Below are 15,968 nucleotides of genomic sequence, written 5' to 3' on the forward strand. Positions count from 1 at the left end.
GGACGGCCTGCGGGAGCCGGCCGCCCGAGGAGGCCGTGATCTCGGCCACCTGTGGGCCGGTCTTGTGCCGGAGCGCCGGTAAACGAGATCATTTCGCATGCTCGATCCCTCGATTGAGGACGACGGGGCCACGCCGTTCGTTTCCACGCCGCGTTTCGTCGGTCGCGATCGGGAGCTGGCAGCTCTGCGGGGCGCCCTGGACCGGCCTCCGGCGATCGTGCTCGTGGAGGGCGAGGCCGGCATCGGCAAGAGCCGGCTGCTGCGGGAGTGGCTGGCCGCGCCGGACGACCGTACCGCGCTGGTGTCGGTGTGTCCTCCGCTGCGTGAATCGTTGACGCTGGGTCCGATCGTCGACGCGTTCCTCGGGGTCGCGGGGCCGGTGCCGCGGGTGCGGCTCACCGAGCTGGCGGGCGCGTTGCGGCCGTTGTTCCCGGAGTGGTCGTCGCAGCTGCCGCCCGCGTTGCCGCCGCTGGACGATGCGAAGGCGGCCCGGCACCGGCTGTTCCGGGCGCTGGACGAGCTGCTGCGGGCGCTGCGGGTCGAGGTGCTGGTGCTGGAGGACGCGCACTGGGCCGACGAGGTGACTCTGGAGTTCCTGCTGTTCGTGATCTCCCGGCAGCAGTCGGACGGGCTCAGCGTCGTGATCTCCTACCGGCCGGAGGAGGTGGACGACGGGTCGCTGCTGCTGCGGCTGACGTCCCGGTTGCCGGCCGGGGTGACACAGCTGCGGATCGCGCTGGCGCCGATGCGGCCGGACGGCACGGCGGCGCTGGTGTCGTCGATGCTGGACGGCAATCCGATCTCGCAGGAGTTCACGACGTTCCTGCACGACCGGACCGGCGGTGTCCCGCTGGCCCTGGAGGAGTCGGTGCGTCTCATGTGCGACCGCGCCGACCTGGTCTTCCGGGACGGGCAGTGGGTGCGGTTGAAGCTGCGGGAGCTGCAGGTTCCGCCGACGGTGCGCGACTCGACCCGGGAGCGGGTCGGCCGTCTGTCGCCGGCCGCGCAGCAGGTGTTGCGGGCGGCGGCCACGTTGGCGGAGCGTTCCCCGGTGGAGACGATCGCGATGACCGCCGGCCTGTCCCCGGCGGTGTGCCGGGGCGCCATCGCGGAGGCGGCCGGCGCCGGCGTGCTCGACGGTGACGACCGTGGCCGGTGGCGGTTCCGGCACGTGCTGGCCGCGACCGCCGTCTACGAGGCGATCCCGCTGACCGACCGCCGGCACTTCCATCTGCTGGCCGGGCGGGCCCTGGAGGCCCGGCAACCCCCGCCGGTGGCGCGGCTGGCCCATCACTTCCGCGAGGCGCGGGAGACGCAGTCCTGGGCGCGGTACGCCGAGCAGGGCGCCGAGCTGGCCATGGCGTCCGGTGACCACACCAAGGCGGTCGACCTGCTCGTCGATCTGCTGTCGTGGACCGTGCTGCCGCCGGTGGACCGGGCGCGGGTGGCGCGGATCGCCGGGGTCGCCGCGCTGGGGCGCCGGGAACCGGTCGACGAGGTCTATCACCGGGTGATCCGGACGCTGCGCGCGGTGCTGGAGACCCCGGGTCTGTCGGCTCGTGAACAGGCCGAGATCCGCAATCCCCTGGGCCGGTTACTGATCACCGGGGGCGAGGCGCAGGCCGCGCTCAGCGAGCTGGAGCAGGCCGTGGCCAATCTGGACCACGATCCGGTCGAGGCCGCCCGGGCGATGACGTACCTCGGCTGGGCGTACGCCGGACCCTGGCCCGCCTCGACCCATCGGCGGTGGCTGGATCGCGCCGCGGAACTGACCGCCGCGATCGACTCCCCCGCGCAGCGGCTGAATCTGGCCGGGAACCGGGCCGCGGCGCTGCTGATGCTGGGTGAGGAGGAGGCCTGGGAGGTCGTCGCGGGCCTGCCGGCCGACGGCGCGACGACGGCGGAGCGGCTGGATGTGGCCCGCATCCACGTCAATGTCGGGACCGGGGCGCTGATCTGGGGCCGGTACGCCGACGCGGAGCAGCATCTCGCGGTGGCGATGCGCCTGGCCGAGGCGGAGCAGGCGTCGCGGCTGCGGCACAACGTGCGGCTCGAACAGGCGAACCTGGCGTGGCACACCGGCCGGTGGGATGGTCTGGCGGAGACGAGCGCGGCACTCGCCGACGCTGATCGGGATCGGCCGGCGCACTACCTGGGCAGTATTCGTCTCGCGGCCCGGCTGGCGGCCGTGGCGGGGCGGCGGCGGGTCGCGGAGGAGCAGTTCCGGCTGGTGCTGGAGGAGTCCGCCCGGCTGGGCGCGGCCGATGACACGGTGGAGGCCGCGGCGGCGCTGGCCCGGTTGTGGCTGGCCGACGGCAACGGCCGCCGGGCGGTGCGGATCACGAACGAGCCGATCGAGACGGTACGCCGCAAGGGCATCTGGGTGTGGGCGACGGACCTGGTCCCGGCCCGGGTCGAGGCGCTGCTCGCCGCCGGTGACGCGACGGCCGCGGCGCGTCTGACCGACCAGTTCGCCAGGGGGCTGCGGGGCCGGACAGCGCCCGCGCCTCGCGCCGCGCTCGCGGTGTGCCGTGCCCTGCTGTTCGAGGCGGCCGGTGATCATTCCCGGTCGGCGGCGGCGTTCGATCGGGCGGCGCGGGCGTGGAGCGCGTTGCCGCGGCCGTACGACGCGATGCGCGCGCGGGAGCGGCAGGCCGAGGCGCTGATCGCGCTGGGCCGGAGCGGGCCGGGCCGGGAGCTGCTGGCCGGGCAGTACGAGCAGTTGTTCCGGCTGGGCGCCCGCGGGGACGCGGATCGGGTGGCGCAGCGGCTGCGCGAGCACGGCGCGGAGGTGCCGCGGTTGTGGCGTGGCGGCCGGCGTGGGTACGGCGACCAGCTGTCGCCCCGTGAGCTGGACGTGGTGCAGCTGGTGGTGGCCGGCAAGACGAACCGGCAGATCAGCCGGATCCTGGCCAAGTCGCCGGCCACGGTGGACCAGCAGTTGCGGGCGGCGATGCGCAAGCTGAAGGTCAGCTCCCGGACGGCGCTGGCGGTCAAGGCGGTGGAGGCCGGCGTGTTCGCCGACGAGGACGCCTCATGAATTTTGACGTATCCACCTGATAGCTAAGGTCCCTCGCCGAGCCCGAGCATGGCTGCATGATCCATAGCCCCGGGCCGATGCATGCCTGAGCGACCTGTCGTGCCTGACGACTCCGTCGCCGAGCCTCCGTCCCCTCTCGAGCTGTCGCGGGAGCCGCACGACAGCGCCCGCGACGACGCCGACGCCCACGACGCCGCCGGTGCCGCCGATCACCAGAGCCACGACCCCTACCAACCCCTGTAGGCGGAAGGGACCCCATGAGATTCACAGCCCTCGCGGCGACGCTGGCCGCAGTGGTCGGCCTGAGCCTGTTGCCGCAACTGCCGGCGTCCGCGGCGGAGCCGGATCCCGGCGGCAAGATCGCGCCGACGCTGAAGGACCGGTTCCGGACGCAGCCGTCCGCCGACTTCTGGATCACCTTCGAGACCGGCGCCGACCTGGCGCCGGCGAAGAAGATCACCGACTGGACCGCGCGTGGGCGGTTCGTCTACGACGCGCTGAGCGCCGCGACGACGAAGTCCGTGGCGTCGGTGTCCGCCGAGCTCGACCGGGCCGGCGTGAAGTACACCTCCTACCCGATCGCCAACGCGGTGCTGGTCAAGGGCGGCACCGAGAAGCTGGCGCTGGACGTGGCCGCTCGGGTGCAGGTCGCCGAGATCCACGCGACGCCGCAGGTCGCGCTCGTCGAGCCGGTGGAGGAGAAGATCCCCGCCGACCGGTCCGCGCGGCCGGCCGCGCCGAAGGCCGCCGGCGACGACGGCACTGTCACGTGGGGCCTGGAGGAGATCCGCGCGCCGCAGGCGTGGGCCATGGGCGCGACCGGCGCCGGGATCACGGTGTCGAACCTCGACTCGGGTGTGCAGTTCGACCACCCCGCGCTGAAGAGGCAGTACCGGGGTACGAAGCCGGACGGCACCGTCGACCACAACTACAACTGGATGGCGACGCGGGGCTCGTGCGCGAGCGCGCCGTGCGACGACAACGGGCACGGCACGCACACCATGGGCACCATGGTCGGTCTCGACGGCACCGACCACGTCGGGGTGGCGCCGGACGCGCAGTGGATCGCGACGGACGGCTGCTGTGCGAGCAACGGTGTCGAGTCGCTGCTGCGGTCCGGCTGGTGGCTGCTCGCGCCGACCGACGTGCGGGGCGAGAACCCCGATCCGTCGAAGCGGCCGCACGTGATCAACAACTCGTGGGGGCAGAACGTCGAGCACGACTTCGACGGATTCTTCCAGGCGATCGACGAGGCCTGGAGCGCCGCGGGCATCTTCAGTGTCTGGTCGTCGGGCAACACCTCGCCGTACGCGGCCTGCGACACCGTCTCCTCGCCGGGCGCCGCCGGCAGCGCGTACTCCGTCGGTGCTCTGTCGCCGGACGGCACGCTGGCGTCGTTCTCCCGCAAGGGTGAGGGTGAGGGCGGCCGGATCAAGCCGGAGATCTCCGCGCCGGGCGACGCGGTGCGGTCGTCGTACCCGAACAACGGCTACGTGGAGATGTCCGGCACGTCGATGGCGGCGCCGCACGTGGCGGGCGCCGTGGCGGCGCTGTGGAGCTACGACCCGACCCTGATCGGGCAGGTCGACGAGACCCGCCGGCTGCTGGGCGCGTCGGCCGTCGACGTCGACGACACCGAGTGCGGCGGCACCGCGGAGATCAACAACAAGTACGGCGAGGGCCGGCTCGATCTCGTACGCCTGCTGGAGCTCGCCCCGCGCAAGGGCGGAACCCTGACCGGTGTGGTCACCGCCGGCGGCGCCCCGGTCCCCGCCGCGGAGGTGACGATCAGCGGCCCGTTCAGCAGGTCGATCGGCACCGGCGCCGACGGCCGGTTCACCACGAACCTGCCGGTCGGTGACTACAAGCTCAGCACCAAGGTCTTCGGCTACCTGACGGCGACCGCGGACGTCACGATCGGTCTCGGTCAGGACACCGCGGTCACGTTGCCGCTGACCGCGGCCGCTCGGCACGACATCAGCGGCCGGGTGGTCGACGGCCAGAAGCGACCCGTCGCGAACGCCGACGTGTCGCTGCAGGGAACGCCGCTCAAGCCGGTACGCACCGGCGCCGACGGCGCGTTCACGATCGCCGCTGTCCCGGAGGGCGCCTACGGCCTGTCCGTCGAGCCCAACGCCTGCTTCTCCCCCACGACGGTTCCGCTGACCGTCGGCGCGCAGAACCAGCCGTCGGAGATCGCGGTCGGGCTCGTCGTCGACAAGGGCGGCTACCGCTGCGCCGTGACCGAGGGCGAGCACCTGCGCGGCACCGACCCGGTCACGTTCACCAGCGGGGTGTGGACCACGGTGAAGCTGCCGTTCCCGATCGCGCTCTACAACGGCAGCCACGACACCCTCGGCATCGGACTGCGCGGGGTGATCGCCCCGGACGGCAGCACCGGGCCCGGCTACGGCGGCGCGGGCATCTTCCCGTTGTACGTGGAGAGCCCGGTCGAGTTCGCCCCCGGCGGTGGTGTCTTCACCGCGGCGACCAAGGTCGACGGTGAGGACGCGTTCGTCATCGAGTACCGCAACGCCAGGATCTGGGCCTATCCGAGCCGGACGGAGTACACCGCGCCGGTGAACTTCTCGGCCACGCTCACCCGGTCCGGCACGGTGATCTTCGGGTACGGCGACGGCATCGGCTCCGACGACCCGGTGACCGCCGGCGTGCACGCGGTCACCGGCATCCAGGGCTGGGCGGGCGTCGACGGCATCCGGTTCTCCGACCACGCCCCGGTGCTGCGCGACGGCATGATCGTCACCTACGACCTGCCGGACTTCGGGTATCTCGACGCGACCGTCGCCGACCGGAACGACGGGCTGCCGGTCGCCGGCGCGAAGGTCTCCTTCAGCACCAGGGACGGGCTGGTGGAGGCCGTCACGACCAACGGCACGGGCATCGTGCACCGGCAGCTTCCGGTGGGCGAGTACACGATGACGGTCGAGGCGCCGAACTACACGACCGCGGCGTACCCCTTCTCGTTGAAGGATCTCTATGCGAAGGCCCGGATCGACGCCCGGCTGACCACCGGCGCCGCCGGGCAGAAGACCGAGGGGCTGGACGCGCTGCTGGGCGCCGGCCAGAACGGGGTGGGCTCGCTGACCCTGACCAACAACGGTTCGGCGCCGCTGACGTACAGCCTGGGTGAGGCCGCCCGGCATCCCGAGCTCGACGCCGCCGGCGCCACCGCGCGCACCGGGACGGGCGCGGCCAGCACGATCGACCTGGCCGCGTGGAAGGCCGGCGCGAGCGGGATGAAGCCGTCGGACGTCGACGGCAGGCCCGCCACGTCGAGCGGCGCTTCCGGTGTCACCGCGGCGCAGGCGTCGGCCAAGGTCGGCGCGACCTCCGGCGGCGAGGTGATCACCCGGATCTCGATCCCGGGCACGATCGCGGAGAAGGAGCCGTCCGGCATCGGCTACGACGGCGACGTGTGGATCCACGACTACGACAAGCGGACCAACACCGCCTACACGGTCACCGGCAAGAAGACCGGGAAGGTGTTCGACGCGTCGTGGAACCCCGCGTACCGGGCGTTCGACATGGCCCTGGACACCCGGACCGGCGACATGTGCCAGATGGAGGACAGCCCGGCCAGCTACATCCACTGCTTCGACCGGGCCACCGGCAAGGAGACGAGGCAGATCAAGGGTGACTGGTCGACGCTGCAGCTGACCGGTCTGGCGTACAACCCGAAGCAGGACGTCTTCTACGTCGGCGGCCGGCGCAACGGCATGATCGGGACCGTCGCCGGCACGTCGCACGACAACCCGGGCGCGCTGCTGTCGTTCTGTGCCCCGCCGCTGCCCGAGGTGATGGGCCTGGCCTACAACCAGGCGTCGGACACCATCTGGTACACCGATCTCACCTCGAACCGGCCCACCCGGCTGCTGCAGGTCGACCCGGTCGACTGTTCGCTGGTGAACGCCTGGTGGTTCCCGGGCCAGAAGGCGGGCCAGGGCGGTGGCCTGGAGACCGACGCGACCGGCGCGCTGTGGGCGGCCGACCAGATCGCCGACGACGTCGTGCTCGTCGACGTCGAGGACGACCTGCTCACCGACCTGCCGTGGCTGTCGCTCTCCTCGACCGGCGGCACGCTGGCCCCCGGCCAGTCGGCGACGGTCAAGGTGTCGATCTCCGCGAAGGGCGCCGAGCCGGGCGTACGGGGCGCGAACATCGTGGTCCGGTCCAACTCGGGACGCCAGTCGAAGAGCTACGTGCCGGTCACGCTCACGACCACGAAGTACCAGGTCGGCGTGAACGCGGGCGGTGCGAAGCTCACCGACGGCACCGGCTACACCTGGTCGGCCGATCAGGCGGCCGGGAAGAAGTCGTGGGGCTACGAGGGCAGGACGAAGGTCGCCACCACGAGGTCGCCGATCGCGGGCACGACCGACGACGCCCTGTTCCAGTCGCAGCGGACCACGGCGGACAAGCAGCTGTTCTACCGGTTCCCGGACGCGCCGAAGGGCACCTACGCGGTCGACCTCGGGTTCGCCGAGATCGACCGGGCCGGCCGGGGCCGGCGGGTGTTCGACGTGCTCGTGGACGGGACGCTGACCGACTATGCGTACGATCCGGCCGCGGCCGTGGGGCCGAACGCCGCCGACTGGCGCAGGGCGGTGGTGAAGCACGAGGGTGGCCCGCTGACCGTGGAACTGCGCGGCTCGAAGGGCCTGCAGGCCCCGAGCATCGCCGCGCTGCGGGTGACGCTCGACCCGCGCGGTGACGAGGCCGAGCCGGAGCCCCAGCCCGAACAGCCGGATCCCGGACCGGTGCCGGTGGCGCCGGCCGGCCGGTCGTACTCGATGAAGGTCTCCGAAGGGCTCTATCGGCAGGGCGCCCAGGAGTCCGGCTGGCACGGGGACGACCTGTGCGGCGTGCTGTGGTTCGACGCCGGCTACCTGCAGCCGTTCTACGACGGCGCCTGGGACGGGGTGTGCGTGACGACGAACGGCACGCTCGTCTTCGACCGTGCCAGCACGTCCGGGAGCAACACGGCGCTGCCGTCGCCGTCGCCGATCGACGCGATCCACCCGTTCTGGGACGACCTCGTCGTCGACGACGAGGCGGGCATCTACTTCGGCACGACCCGGGTGGACGGGGTGGCGGCGCAGGTCGTCGAGTGGCGCGACGTCACCTTCTACAGCGACCGGACGGCTCGGGTCAGCTTCTCGGTCACGCTGATCGCCGACGGGCGGATCCAGATCGGCTACGGCGACGGTGTCGGCGGTGACAACCCGCTCACCCGGGGGTCGTCGGCGACGGTCGGGGTGGAGAGCCTGAACCGCAACCCGGCCGGCCAGTACTCCGTCGACCAGCCCGTCCTCAAGGCCGGCCTGGGCCTGGAGTACACCCTTCCGGCGGCGGGCACGATCGAGGGCACGGTCACCGACGCCAACGACGGCAAGCCGATCGAGGGCGCGATCGTCACGCTCACCGGGCCGGCGGGTGATCGGGTCATCTCGACCGACGTGAAGGGCCGGTGGAAGGCTCAGGCGCTGGTCGGTGCGAACACCGTGCAGGTTGCGGCGCCCCACTACGTCACCGCGAGCCGTCCGGTCACCATCGCCACCAAGGACCAGGCGGAGGTACGGGACACCGCACTGACCACCGGCGTCGCCACGGTCACCACGGGGAGCCTCGACTGGCTGCTCGACAAGGACCGCCGGGCGACGGCTGACGTGACCGTGACCAACAGCGGCTCCGCCCCGCTGGAGGTACACGTCGGCGAGGCGAGCGAAATGGCGTGGCTGTCGCTCACGGGTGCGGCCGCGACCGGCACTGTCACGCTGGCGGCCGGCAGGTCCACCACCGTCACGGTGACGGCCGACAACACCGGCGTGGCACCCGGCGTGCTCACCGGGGACCTGCTCGTGACGTCGACCGCGGGCAAGGGCGACACCCAGCGCAAGCCGGTGCGCCTGGCGACGTCGGCGTACACGAAGGCCGTCGACGCGGGCGGTCCGGGGTACGTGGGTCCCGCCGGGTTCTTCTCGCCCGACCAGGCGCTCGGCTCGAAGTCCTGGGGCCACGTCGGCGGGAAGGTGAGCACCACGAGGGCCGACATCGCCGGTACCAGGGACGACGCGCTGTTCCGTACCCAGCGCACCGGCGAGACGTTCCGCTACGTGTTCCGCGACGCCCCGGCCGGGACGTACCGGATCGGCCTCGACTTCGCCGAGATCGAGAAGGTCAAGGCCGGCAAGCGTGCCTTCGATGTGCTCGCCGACGGCAAGGTCGTGCTCTACGACCATGACGTGCAGGCGAGAGTGGGCGCGCTGACCGCGGACACGAACACGGTCACCGTCGAGCACACCGGTGGTGACCTGACGATCGTGTTCACCCGGGAGAAGGGTGAGGCCGACCCGATCCTCAACGCCCTGAAGGTGCAGGAGGATCCGAGACTCTGATCCGGCCCCCCGAAAAGGTCAGGGCCTCCCCGGCGCAGTCGCCGGGGAGGCCCTGATCGTTGCTACTTGGTGACGATGATGATGACCACCACGGTCGTGACCAGCAGGAAGTTCAGGAGGTCCTCGTCGGTGGGGTGACCCGGCCCCGGCCCGCCGGGAGCGTCGTCCGCCACGATGAGCTGGGCGACGTGGTCCGAGCTGATCTGCAGCGCGTCGGCGAACGACGGCGACGTCCTGGCCTTGGCCTGCACCTGGCGCAGGAGTTCGGGCAGGAAGCCGGGTTCCAGGTTCGCCAGCACCGCCGGCACGGGCATGCTGCGGGCGATCTTCGGCTGCGGACGGCTCTGACTCTGGGTGTAGTGCAGAAAGGCGAAGGCCAGCAGCGTACGGGTCTCCGGGATCTGCTTGACGGCGGCCTCGATCGAGTCGGTGCCGGTCAGGTTCTTGATCCGGGTCTTGAGCCAGGCGAGCAGGTCGTCCGCGTCCGGGTCACGGGGAGCGGACGCGAGATAGCCGGTCAGGCCGGCCTTGAACAGCCGGGTGGCGCCGTCGAGGTCGACCGCGCCCAGGTCGGCGTCGACGAGGTTCAGCACACGGCGGGCGTGCTGGGTGGTCGCCGTGTCGGCGGCGGCCGACGCCCCGGCCGGCAGGATGGTGGCCGCAGTCACGGCGGCCAGCGCGGCGGCGCCCCCGCCGACGATCAGTTTCCGTCGGTCCATAACGGATGTTCCCCTTGTCTCGGTCGATGATCCGCGTTCTCAGAAGTTGCGGCTGACGGTGTTCGTCCGGACGGAGACGACGTTGCCGTTGGGCTCACGCACCGCGACCTTGGCGTAGATCTCGTCCTCACGGTTGAACGGGGAGTCGTCCTCGTCCAGCGTTCCCTGGTCGACGAGCTGGCCGGGCAGGAAGTTCGCGATGAACTGGTCGAACGGCCAGTCCTCGGCGTACAGCGAAACGGTGCCCGGGCTCCCCCCGGTACAGCTCACCAGGATCCGGTAGACCTTGGTGCTGGGCCGTTCGAAGTCCAGGTGGCAGCTCGCCGCCTGCGCCGGGCCGGCGACACCGACGACGGCCGCGAGGCCGGCGCCGACGGCCAGGGCAGCCGCGGCGAGACCCGGCATCGTCCTGTTGGAGCGGTGCATGTCATTCCCCTTCTGTGCCGCACGGTTGCGGTGTTCACCGAAGAGGCGTTCCATGCCGTTCCATCGTGGCCGCCGGGTCCAGCCGCCGGGCATCCGGTGAGCCCGGCCCCACGGACGCTCAGGCGAACAGGATCTGGCGCAGCACCCGGCCCAGGTGGCGGGCCAGGTCGTCGGCGGGCATCCGGGCCAGGACCCCGGTCGGGGCGATGTAGCGCACGACGGTGATGCCGATCAGCTGGGCGCCCAGCATCGCCACCCGGGCCGGGACGTCGTCCACCGTGTCGCCGAGGACCTCCCCGTACGCCTCGATGCTGTTGGCGACCATCGCCTCCAGCAGGCCCGCCGTCACGTTCTGATCGGAGGCCATGCTGCGCAGCAGCACGACCAGCGGGTCACCGGCCGCGTTGCGCTCCATCCGCTCGACGAAGGCCTGCGCCACCCGCTCCGGCAGCGTCTCGCGATCACCCGCGATCGTCTGATCGAGCTCACGATGGCCCGGCACCGCGGCCAGGAACAGCTGCTCCTTGGTGCCGAACTGGCGCAGCACCAGGCCGTGCGTCACACCCGCCCGGGCGGCGATGTCGCGCACCGTGGCGCGGGCGAAGCCCTTCTCACCGAAGCACTCCTGCGCGGCGCTGAGGATGTCGAGGCGGTGCCCCTCGGGGTCCCGGCGCTGTGGTCGACGGCTCACGCCCCCAAATTACCACGTGGTCATTAACGTGGTTACAGTCTTGATGACCACGTGGTCAACAACCTGAGGAGCCGCACATGGGTACGTCAGTCGTCATCGGTGGCACCGCCGGCCTCGGCCGGTTCATCGCCGCACGCCACGCCGGCCGCGGCGACACCGTGATCATCGCCGGCCGTGACGCGGAGAAGGCCCGGACGGCAGCGCGGGAGCTGGGCGCGAACGTCACCGGCATCGCCGTCGACCTCGCCCGGCCGCAGACCATCGCCGACTCGCTGAAGACCGTCGAGAGCGTCGACCGCCTGGTGATCACCGCCGCCTTCCAGAAGCCCAGCACCCTCAAGGACTTCGACGTCGAGGAGGCCGTGGTCGCGGTGACCACGAAACTCGTCGGGTACACCGAGACGATCCGTGTCCTGCGGGACCGCTTCACCCCGTACGCCTCGGTGGTGATCTTCGGCGGCCTGGCCAAGGAACGGCCCTACCCCGGCTCCACCATGATCACCACGTTCAACAGCGCGATCACCGGCCTGATCAAGACCCTGGCCGTGGAGCTCGCCCCGCACCGCGTCAACGCCCTGCACCCGGCCCTGGTCGCCGACAGCCCCCGCTGGGCGGGCACCGACCTCGGCCACATGGCGGCCCGCACCCCGATCGGCCGCCTCATCACCATGGACGAGGTCGCCGACGCCACCGACTTCCTCCTCGACAACGGCGCCATGAACGCCCACGACCTCTACGTCGACGGCGGTGTGCTCGCCCAGTAGCACCAGGTCCTCCGGTCAGCCGCAGCAGCCGCCCGCCGAGCCCGCCACGGGGACCGGGTGGGCGGTGCGGCGCCGGTACGCAGCCCGCCTCTGCCGTTCCACTGCTCAGGCATGGCCGTCGGCATCGGTGGCTCGCTGAACGAGGGCGGGGAGCACGGCGAGCCGTAGTGGCTGCTCAGCCGCGGATAGGTGCCCGCGTCGGTGATGAGGCGACGGCACGGCCGTACCCGGGCACCGGATGCGGACAATGGGCTGATGCCAAAGCCGATGATTCGGATCCGGCAGGTCTCCGATCTGGATCGATGTGTGCACACCCTTCGCGCGGTGCACGACGCCGACGCCTACCCGTTGAACTGGCCGTCTGATCCGCGCTGCTGGCTCAACCCGTCCCGGTTGATTCAGGCGTGGATCGCCGAGGGACCGGAGGGGAGCGTCGACGGCCACGTCGCGGTTCACCGCCTTGCCGAGGGTGCGCCGGCCCGTCAGATCGAGTTGTCCCGCCTTTTCGTCGCTCCTGCCGCTCGCCGCCGGTCCCTTGCCCGCTCGCTCGTCGACCACGCCCGAGCCTGGGCCGCCGACCACCAGCACGACCTGACGCTGAACGTCACCGACGAAAGCCGCTCGGCTGCCGTCGCCTTCTACGAGGCCACCGGTTGGCGGCACTCCCACACCACGGACGCCGGCTGGACCACACCCGATGGCAGACCCGTGAGGCTCCGCCACTACCTCCTCACCACACCCCCGACCGACACCGGGCGACCGTCAGCTGTCCCGTAGAGCCCGTCCGGTGAGTCGATCATGGACGGCCCCATGGGTCGGCGTGGCGCTGACCGTGCTTGCCGGCTGCGCAACCGTGGAGCAGCCCGGCCCGGCGGCCGTGTCGCCGACGCCATCCGTTCCGTCGGTCCACTAAACCGGCCTGAGCGGAGAGTGCCCCGTCCTCAGGTCGGCGGAGTTCCGAAGGTTCACCGGCTCCCGGGCCGGCAATCGCACGCCGATCCCGAAGGCGACGAGAGGCTTGGAACGGATCGACTGCGACTGACATCCGGCATCGGACACTGCGCCCTGGGTGGTCGTCGCCGTCACGATCTTCCTGGATCCCGCCACCGCCCAGCAGACGGCCGAGCGCGCCTTCATCGGGGCCCGCGACTACGACACCGGTAGGGCGAAGAAGGACTCCTCACACGCGATTCAGGCGACGGAATCCACGACGCCCAGCGGTCCGGCCTACGTCGTCGCCGACGCCGGGGACGACGGGACGCCGACTGACAGAGATCAGCTTTGGCAGGGGACCCGGATCGAGAACACGCTGGTGACCGTCCAGCTCTTCGAGAAGCGGGAGGCTGGGTCGAGAGGAGCGCTCGTGCCGGCAAACTGCTGGCCGAGCTGTCAGCCACCAGCGAGGCGATCACTGCCGAGATCGCCGGGCAACTGGTGACCTGAGCGCAGGACGCCGAGGCGGCCGACGGTCTGACGCCACCGGCCGCCGATGGCGCCTCCGGACAAGCGGACTGTCAATCCGGTTGGCTAGGATCGGATCATGTCGCCGCAGCGTGCCGATGCCGTCCGCAACCGGGAGATCCTTCTGGGGACGGCTCGGCAGGCGGTCGCGTCGGGTGATCTGTCGCTGCAGCTCAACGAGATCGCTCGGCGTACGGGTATGGGCGTCGGCACCGCCTACCGGCACTTCCCCACCCGCCGGGCGCTGCTGGAGGCGCTGGCCGCTCCGGCGTTCGCCGGCGTCGTGGCGGATGCGCGCGCCGCCGCCTCGCACGACGACGCGTGGGGCGCGGTGGCGGCCCTTCTGCGCGGGCTGCTGGTCCGGCAGCTGGCCGACGCGGCGTTCGCCGAGGTCATCGCCGCCGACCGGGCTGATGACGCGCTGCCGGAGACGACGGCGCTCCGGGTCGAGTTCGCCGCGCTCGCCAGGACCGTGACGGACCGGGCCCGTGACGCGGGCGTCCTTCGCGCCGACCTCACCGACGACGATCTGCACCACCTCGCGTGCGGCGTCGTCTTCGCCCTCGGCCTCTCCCCCGACCCGGGCGCCCGGCTGGACGCCTATCTGCGAGCCCTGCTCCAGGGAGTTCGCGCTCCCGGCCCGGCCTGAGGCCACCTAAGCGGATTGACAATCCGTTTCTGCACGGAGTCTAATCGGATTACCTATCCGCTTGGAGGAAGTCATGTCCCGTGCCGTCTCGTGGAAGCTCGGCGACCAGACCGGCCGCACGTTCGTCGTCACCGGCGCCAGCAGCGGCCTCGGCCTGGCGATCACCCGTCATCTCGCCGCCGCCGGCGGCCGGGTGGTCATGGCCGTCCGCGACACCGCCAAGGGCCATCGGGTGCGCGACCTGTTGCGCGCCGGCGCCGTGAAGGCCGACCTCGCCGTACGCCGGCTGGACCTGTTCGATCTCGGCAGCGTGCGCCGGTTCGCCGCCGAGATCGAGGCCGACGGAACACCCGTCGACGTGCTGATCAACAACGCCGGCATCGGCACGGTGCCGCGACGGCTCAGCGCCGAGGGCGTGGAGAGCCAGCTGGCGACCAACCACCTCGGGCACTTCGCCCTGACCGGCCTGCTCCTCGGCCGGCTGGCCGCGGGAATCGACCCGGCCGTGGTGACCGTCGGGTCGAGCCTGTACCGGCTGGGCCGTCTCGACCTCGACGATGTGGCCGCCGAGCGCCGCTACTCGCCCGGCCGCGCCTACGCCACCTCGAAGCTCGCCAACGTGCTGTTCGCGGTGGAACTCGACCGCAGGCTGCGGGCCTCCGGGTCGCCGGTGCGCAGTCTGCTGGCCCATCCCGGCATGACCAGGACCGCTCTGGATCGTGACGCGCCGGCCTCGGCCCGCACGGTCGCCGCGGTCATGGGCACGCTGTTCCGCCGGCCGATCGACGACGCGGTCGCGCCGATCCTCTACGCGGCGACCGAGCCCGCGGCGCCCACCGGCCGGCACATCGGGCCCGGCCGCCCGCTGCGCCGGGCGCGGCCGACCGCCGAGACGCTCACCGGGGCCGCCACCGATCGCGATCTCGCCGCCCGCCTGTGGTCACGGTCCGCCGAACTCACCGGCGTCGACCCCGCATGACCGGCGGTACGGCCGGATCGCCGGCCTGATCCGGCCGGACCTGCGCGATCAGCGCCACACGCACCGCGGCGGCGGCGCCGGTGAGAGGGCCGATCCGGGCGAGACCCGTCGACCGTCCCGTCCACGCCGGATCGTCGACCTCGACGCAGACGACACCGATCCCGCCACCAGCCGGGGAACGGTGGTCACGCCGATGCCGGCGGCCACGAACCCGAACCGCGCCGACCAGTCACCCAGCTCGGCGGCCACCAGGGGCTCGGTCAGCGTCGGCCAGACGCCGAACTGCGGCTCGCCGCGCGCGCCCCGGCCGGCGATCCAGCCCTCGCCGACCAGGTCGGTGACCGGCACCCGGCCCGCGCCGGCCAGCCGGTGCCGGCGGCCCACGGCGACCAGCAGCACACCCGACGGCAGCGGCTCCACCTCGATGCCGGTCAGGTCCCAGCCGGGCAGTCCCTCCCCCGACGCCTGCAGCGCCGGGTCCAGCCGGCCCGCCCGCAGCCGACGGATCCGCACCGGTGTCGACGACTCCACGAAGTCGACGTCGATCGAGCAGTGGGCGGCGCGGACCCGGGCGATGGCCCGGGGCGCCGGCCGCAGCGCGGTCGCCGGGAACCCGCCGAGCGTCACCCGGCCCCCGAGCGGCGGACGGAGGTCGTCGACGCCGCGCGGCCCCCGCTCGAACAGCCGCACCCCGGCGGCCGCCTCCAGCGTCGCGATCTGCTTGGACAGCGCCGACCGGGTGAACCCGAGACGCTCGGAGTCGACCGTCGGCGACCCCGGGTCCAGCACCGCTCGCGGAGCCCGTAGCAGCTGCGGATGCACG

General features: G+C 72.1%; 12 protein-coding genes. 8 read left to right on the top strand and 4 right to left on the bottom strand.

Annotated elements, in window-relative coordinates; genetic code table 11:
• Positions 1-97 precede the first annotated feature (97 nt).
• From BM290_RS24910 to BM290_RS24915, 3 genes are all read left to right on the top strand, one after another.
• Positions 98-3,040, top strand: a complete 2,943-nt coding sequence (locus BM290_RS24910; protein ID WP_093618060.1) for an ATP-binding protein — start codon at positions 98-100, stop codon at positions 3,038-3,040.
• A 99-nt stretch (positions 3,041-3,139) separates the two neighbouring features.
• On the top strand, positions 3,140-3,283 hold the full coding sequence (locus tag BM290_RS48585; protein WP_177319887.1) for a hypothetical protein: 144 nt from the start codon (positions 3,140-3,142) through the stop codon (positions 3,281-3,283).
• Positions 3,284-3,297: 14 nt separating this feature from the next.
• On the top strand, positions 3,298-9,456 hold the full coding sequence (locus tag BM290_RS24915; RefSeq protein WP_093618062.1) for a S8 family serine peptidase: 6,159 nt from the start codon (positions 3,298-3,300) through the stop codon (positions 9,454-9,456).
• 62 nt (positions 9,457-9,518) lie between these two features.
• Here BM290_RS24915 and BM290_RS24920 read toward each other — a convergent pair whose 3' ends face one another.
• The 3 genes from BM290_RS24920 to BM290_RS24930 form a co-directional block, all read right to left on the bottom strand.
• The gene (locus BM290_RS24920; protein WP_093618064.1) at positions 9,519-10,175 is read right to left on the bottom strand and encodes a hypothetical protein; all 657 of its coding nucleotides are present in this window, start codon (positions 10,173-10,175) and stop codon (positions 9,519-9,521) included.
• 39 nt (positions 10,176-10,214) lie between these two features.
• Positions 10,215-10,601 carry a hypothetical protein gene (locus BM290_RS24925; protein ID WP_143133932.1) on the bottom strand — a complete coding sequence of 129 codons (387 nt, stop codon included), beginning with the start codon at positions 10,599-10,601 and terminating at the stop codon, positions 10,215-10,217.
• Positions 10,602-10,719: 118 nt separating this feature from the next.
• Entirely contained in the window at positions 10,720-11,292 is a 573-nt protein-coding gene (locus tag BM290_RS24930; RefSeq protein ID WP_093618068.1) for a TetR/AcrR family transcriptional regulator, read from the bottom strand.
• A 77-nt stretch (positions 11,293-11,369) separates the two neighbouring features.
• Between BM290_RS24930 and BM290_RS24935 the strand changes: the two genes are divergently transcribed.
• The 5 genes from BM290_RS24935 (at position 11,370) to BM290_RS24955 (ending at position 15,145) form a co-directional block, all read left to right on the top strand.
• Entirely contained in the window at positions 11,370-12,056 is a 687-nt protein-coding gene (locus tag BM290_RS24935; protein WP_093618070.1) for an SDR family oxidoreductase, read from the top strand.
• Positions 12,057-12,311: 255 nt separating this feature from the next.
• Positions 12,312-12,833 (top strand): GNAT family N-acetyltransferase, encoded by a 522-nt coding sequence (locus tag BM290_RS24940; protein ID WP_177319888.1) that lies wholly within the window; start codon positions 12,312-12,314, stop codon positions 12,831-12,833.
• Between the two features lie 292 nt (positions 12,834-13,125).
• Positions 13,126-13,494, top strand: a complete 369-nt coding sequence (locus BM290_RS24945) for a hypothetical protein (RefSeq protein ID WP_093618072.1) — start codon at positions 13,126-13,128, stop codon at positions 13,492-13,494.
• Between the two features lie 102 nt (positions 13,495-13,596).
• The gene (locus tag BM290_RS24950) at positions 13,597-14,166 is read left to right on the top strand and encodes a TetR/AcrR family transcriptional regulator (protein ID WP_093618074.1); all 570 of its coding nucleotides are present in this window, start codon (positions 13,597-13,599) and stop codon (positions 14,164-14,166) included.
• A 73-nt stretch (positions 14,167-14,239) separates the two neighbouring features.
• On the top strand, positions 14,240-15,145 hold the full coding sequence (locus tag BM290_RS24955) for an SDR family NAD(P)-dependent oxidoreductase (RefSeq protein WP_093618076.1): 906 nt from the start codon (positions 14,240-14,242) through the stop codon (positions 15,143-15,145).
• Positions 15,146-15,193: 48 nt separating this feature from the next.
• On the opposite strand, the gene BM290_RS24960 is transcribed toward BM290_RS24955, so the two are convergent.
• Complete coding sequence (locus BM290_RS24960) at positions 15,194-15,967, bottom strand: LysR family transcriptional regulator (RefSeq protein WP_203779458.1); 774 nt, start codon at positions 15,965-15,967, stop codon at positions 15,194-15,196.
• Between the last annotated feature and the right edge of the window lies 1 nt (position 15,968).

This window comes from Actinoplanes philippinensis (assembly GCF_900113015.1).
Lineage (GTDB): Bacteria > Actinomycetota > Actinomycetes > Mycobacteriales > Micromonosporaceae > Actinoplanes > Actinoplanes philippinensis.

What these genes read in the sequence shown, in the direction of transcription:
- BM290_RS24920 (WP_093618064.1), bottom strand. Translation starts at nt 10,175, where the DNA reads ATGGACCGACGGAAACTGATCGTCGGCGGGGGCGCCGCCGCGCTGGCC.
- BM290_RS24955 (WP_093618076.1), top strand. Translation starts at nt 14,240, where the DNA reads ATGTCCCGTGCCGTCTCGTGGAAGCTCGGCGACCAGACCGGCCGCACG.
- BM290_RS24910 (WP_093618060.1), top strand. Translation starts at nt 98, where the DNA reads ATGCTCGATCCCTCGATTGAGGACGACGGGGCCACGCCGTTCGTTTCC.
- BM290_RS24925 (WP_143133932.1), bottom strand. Translation starts at nt 10,601, where the DNA reads ATGCACCGCTCCAACAGGACGATGCCGGGTCTCGCCGCGGCTGCCCTG.
- BM290_RS24950 (WP_093618074.1), top strand. Translation starts at nt 13,597, where the DNA reads ATGTCGCCGCAGCGTGCCGATGCCGTCCGCAACCGGGAGATCCTTCTG.
- BM290_RS24915 (WP_093618062.1), top strand. Translation starts at nt 3,298, where the DNA reads ATGAGATTCACAGCCCTCGCGGCGACGCTGGCCGCAGTGGTCGGCCTG.
- BM290_RS24935 (WP_093618070.1), top strand. Translation starts at nt 11,370, where the DNA reads ATGGGTACGTCAGTCGTCATCGGTGGCACCGCCGGCCTCGGCCGGTTC.
- BM290_RS24940 (WP_177319888.1), top strand. Translation starts at nt 12,312, where the DNA reads ATGCCAAAGCCGATGATTCGGATCCGGCAGGTCTCCGATCTGGATCGA.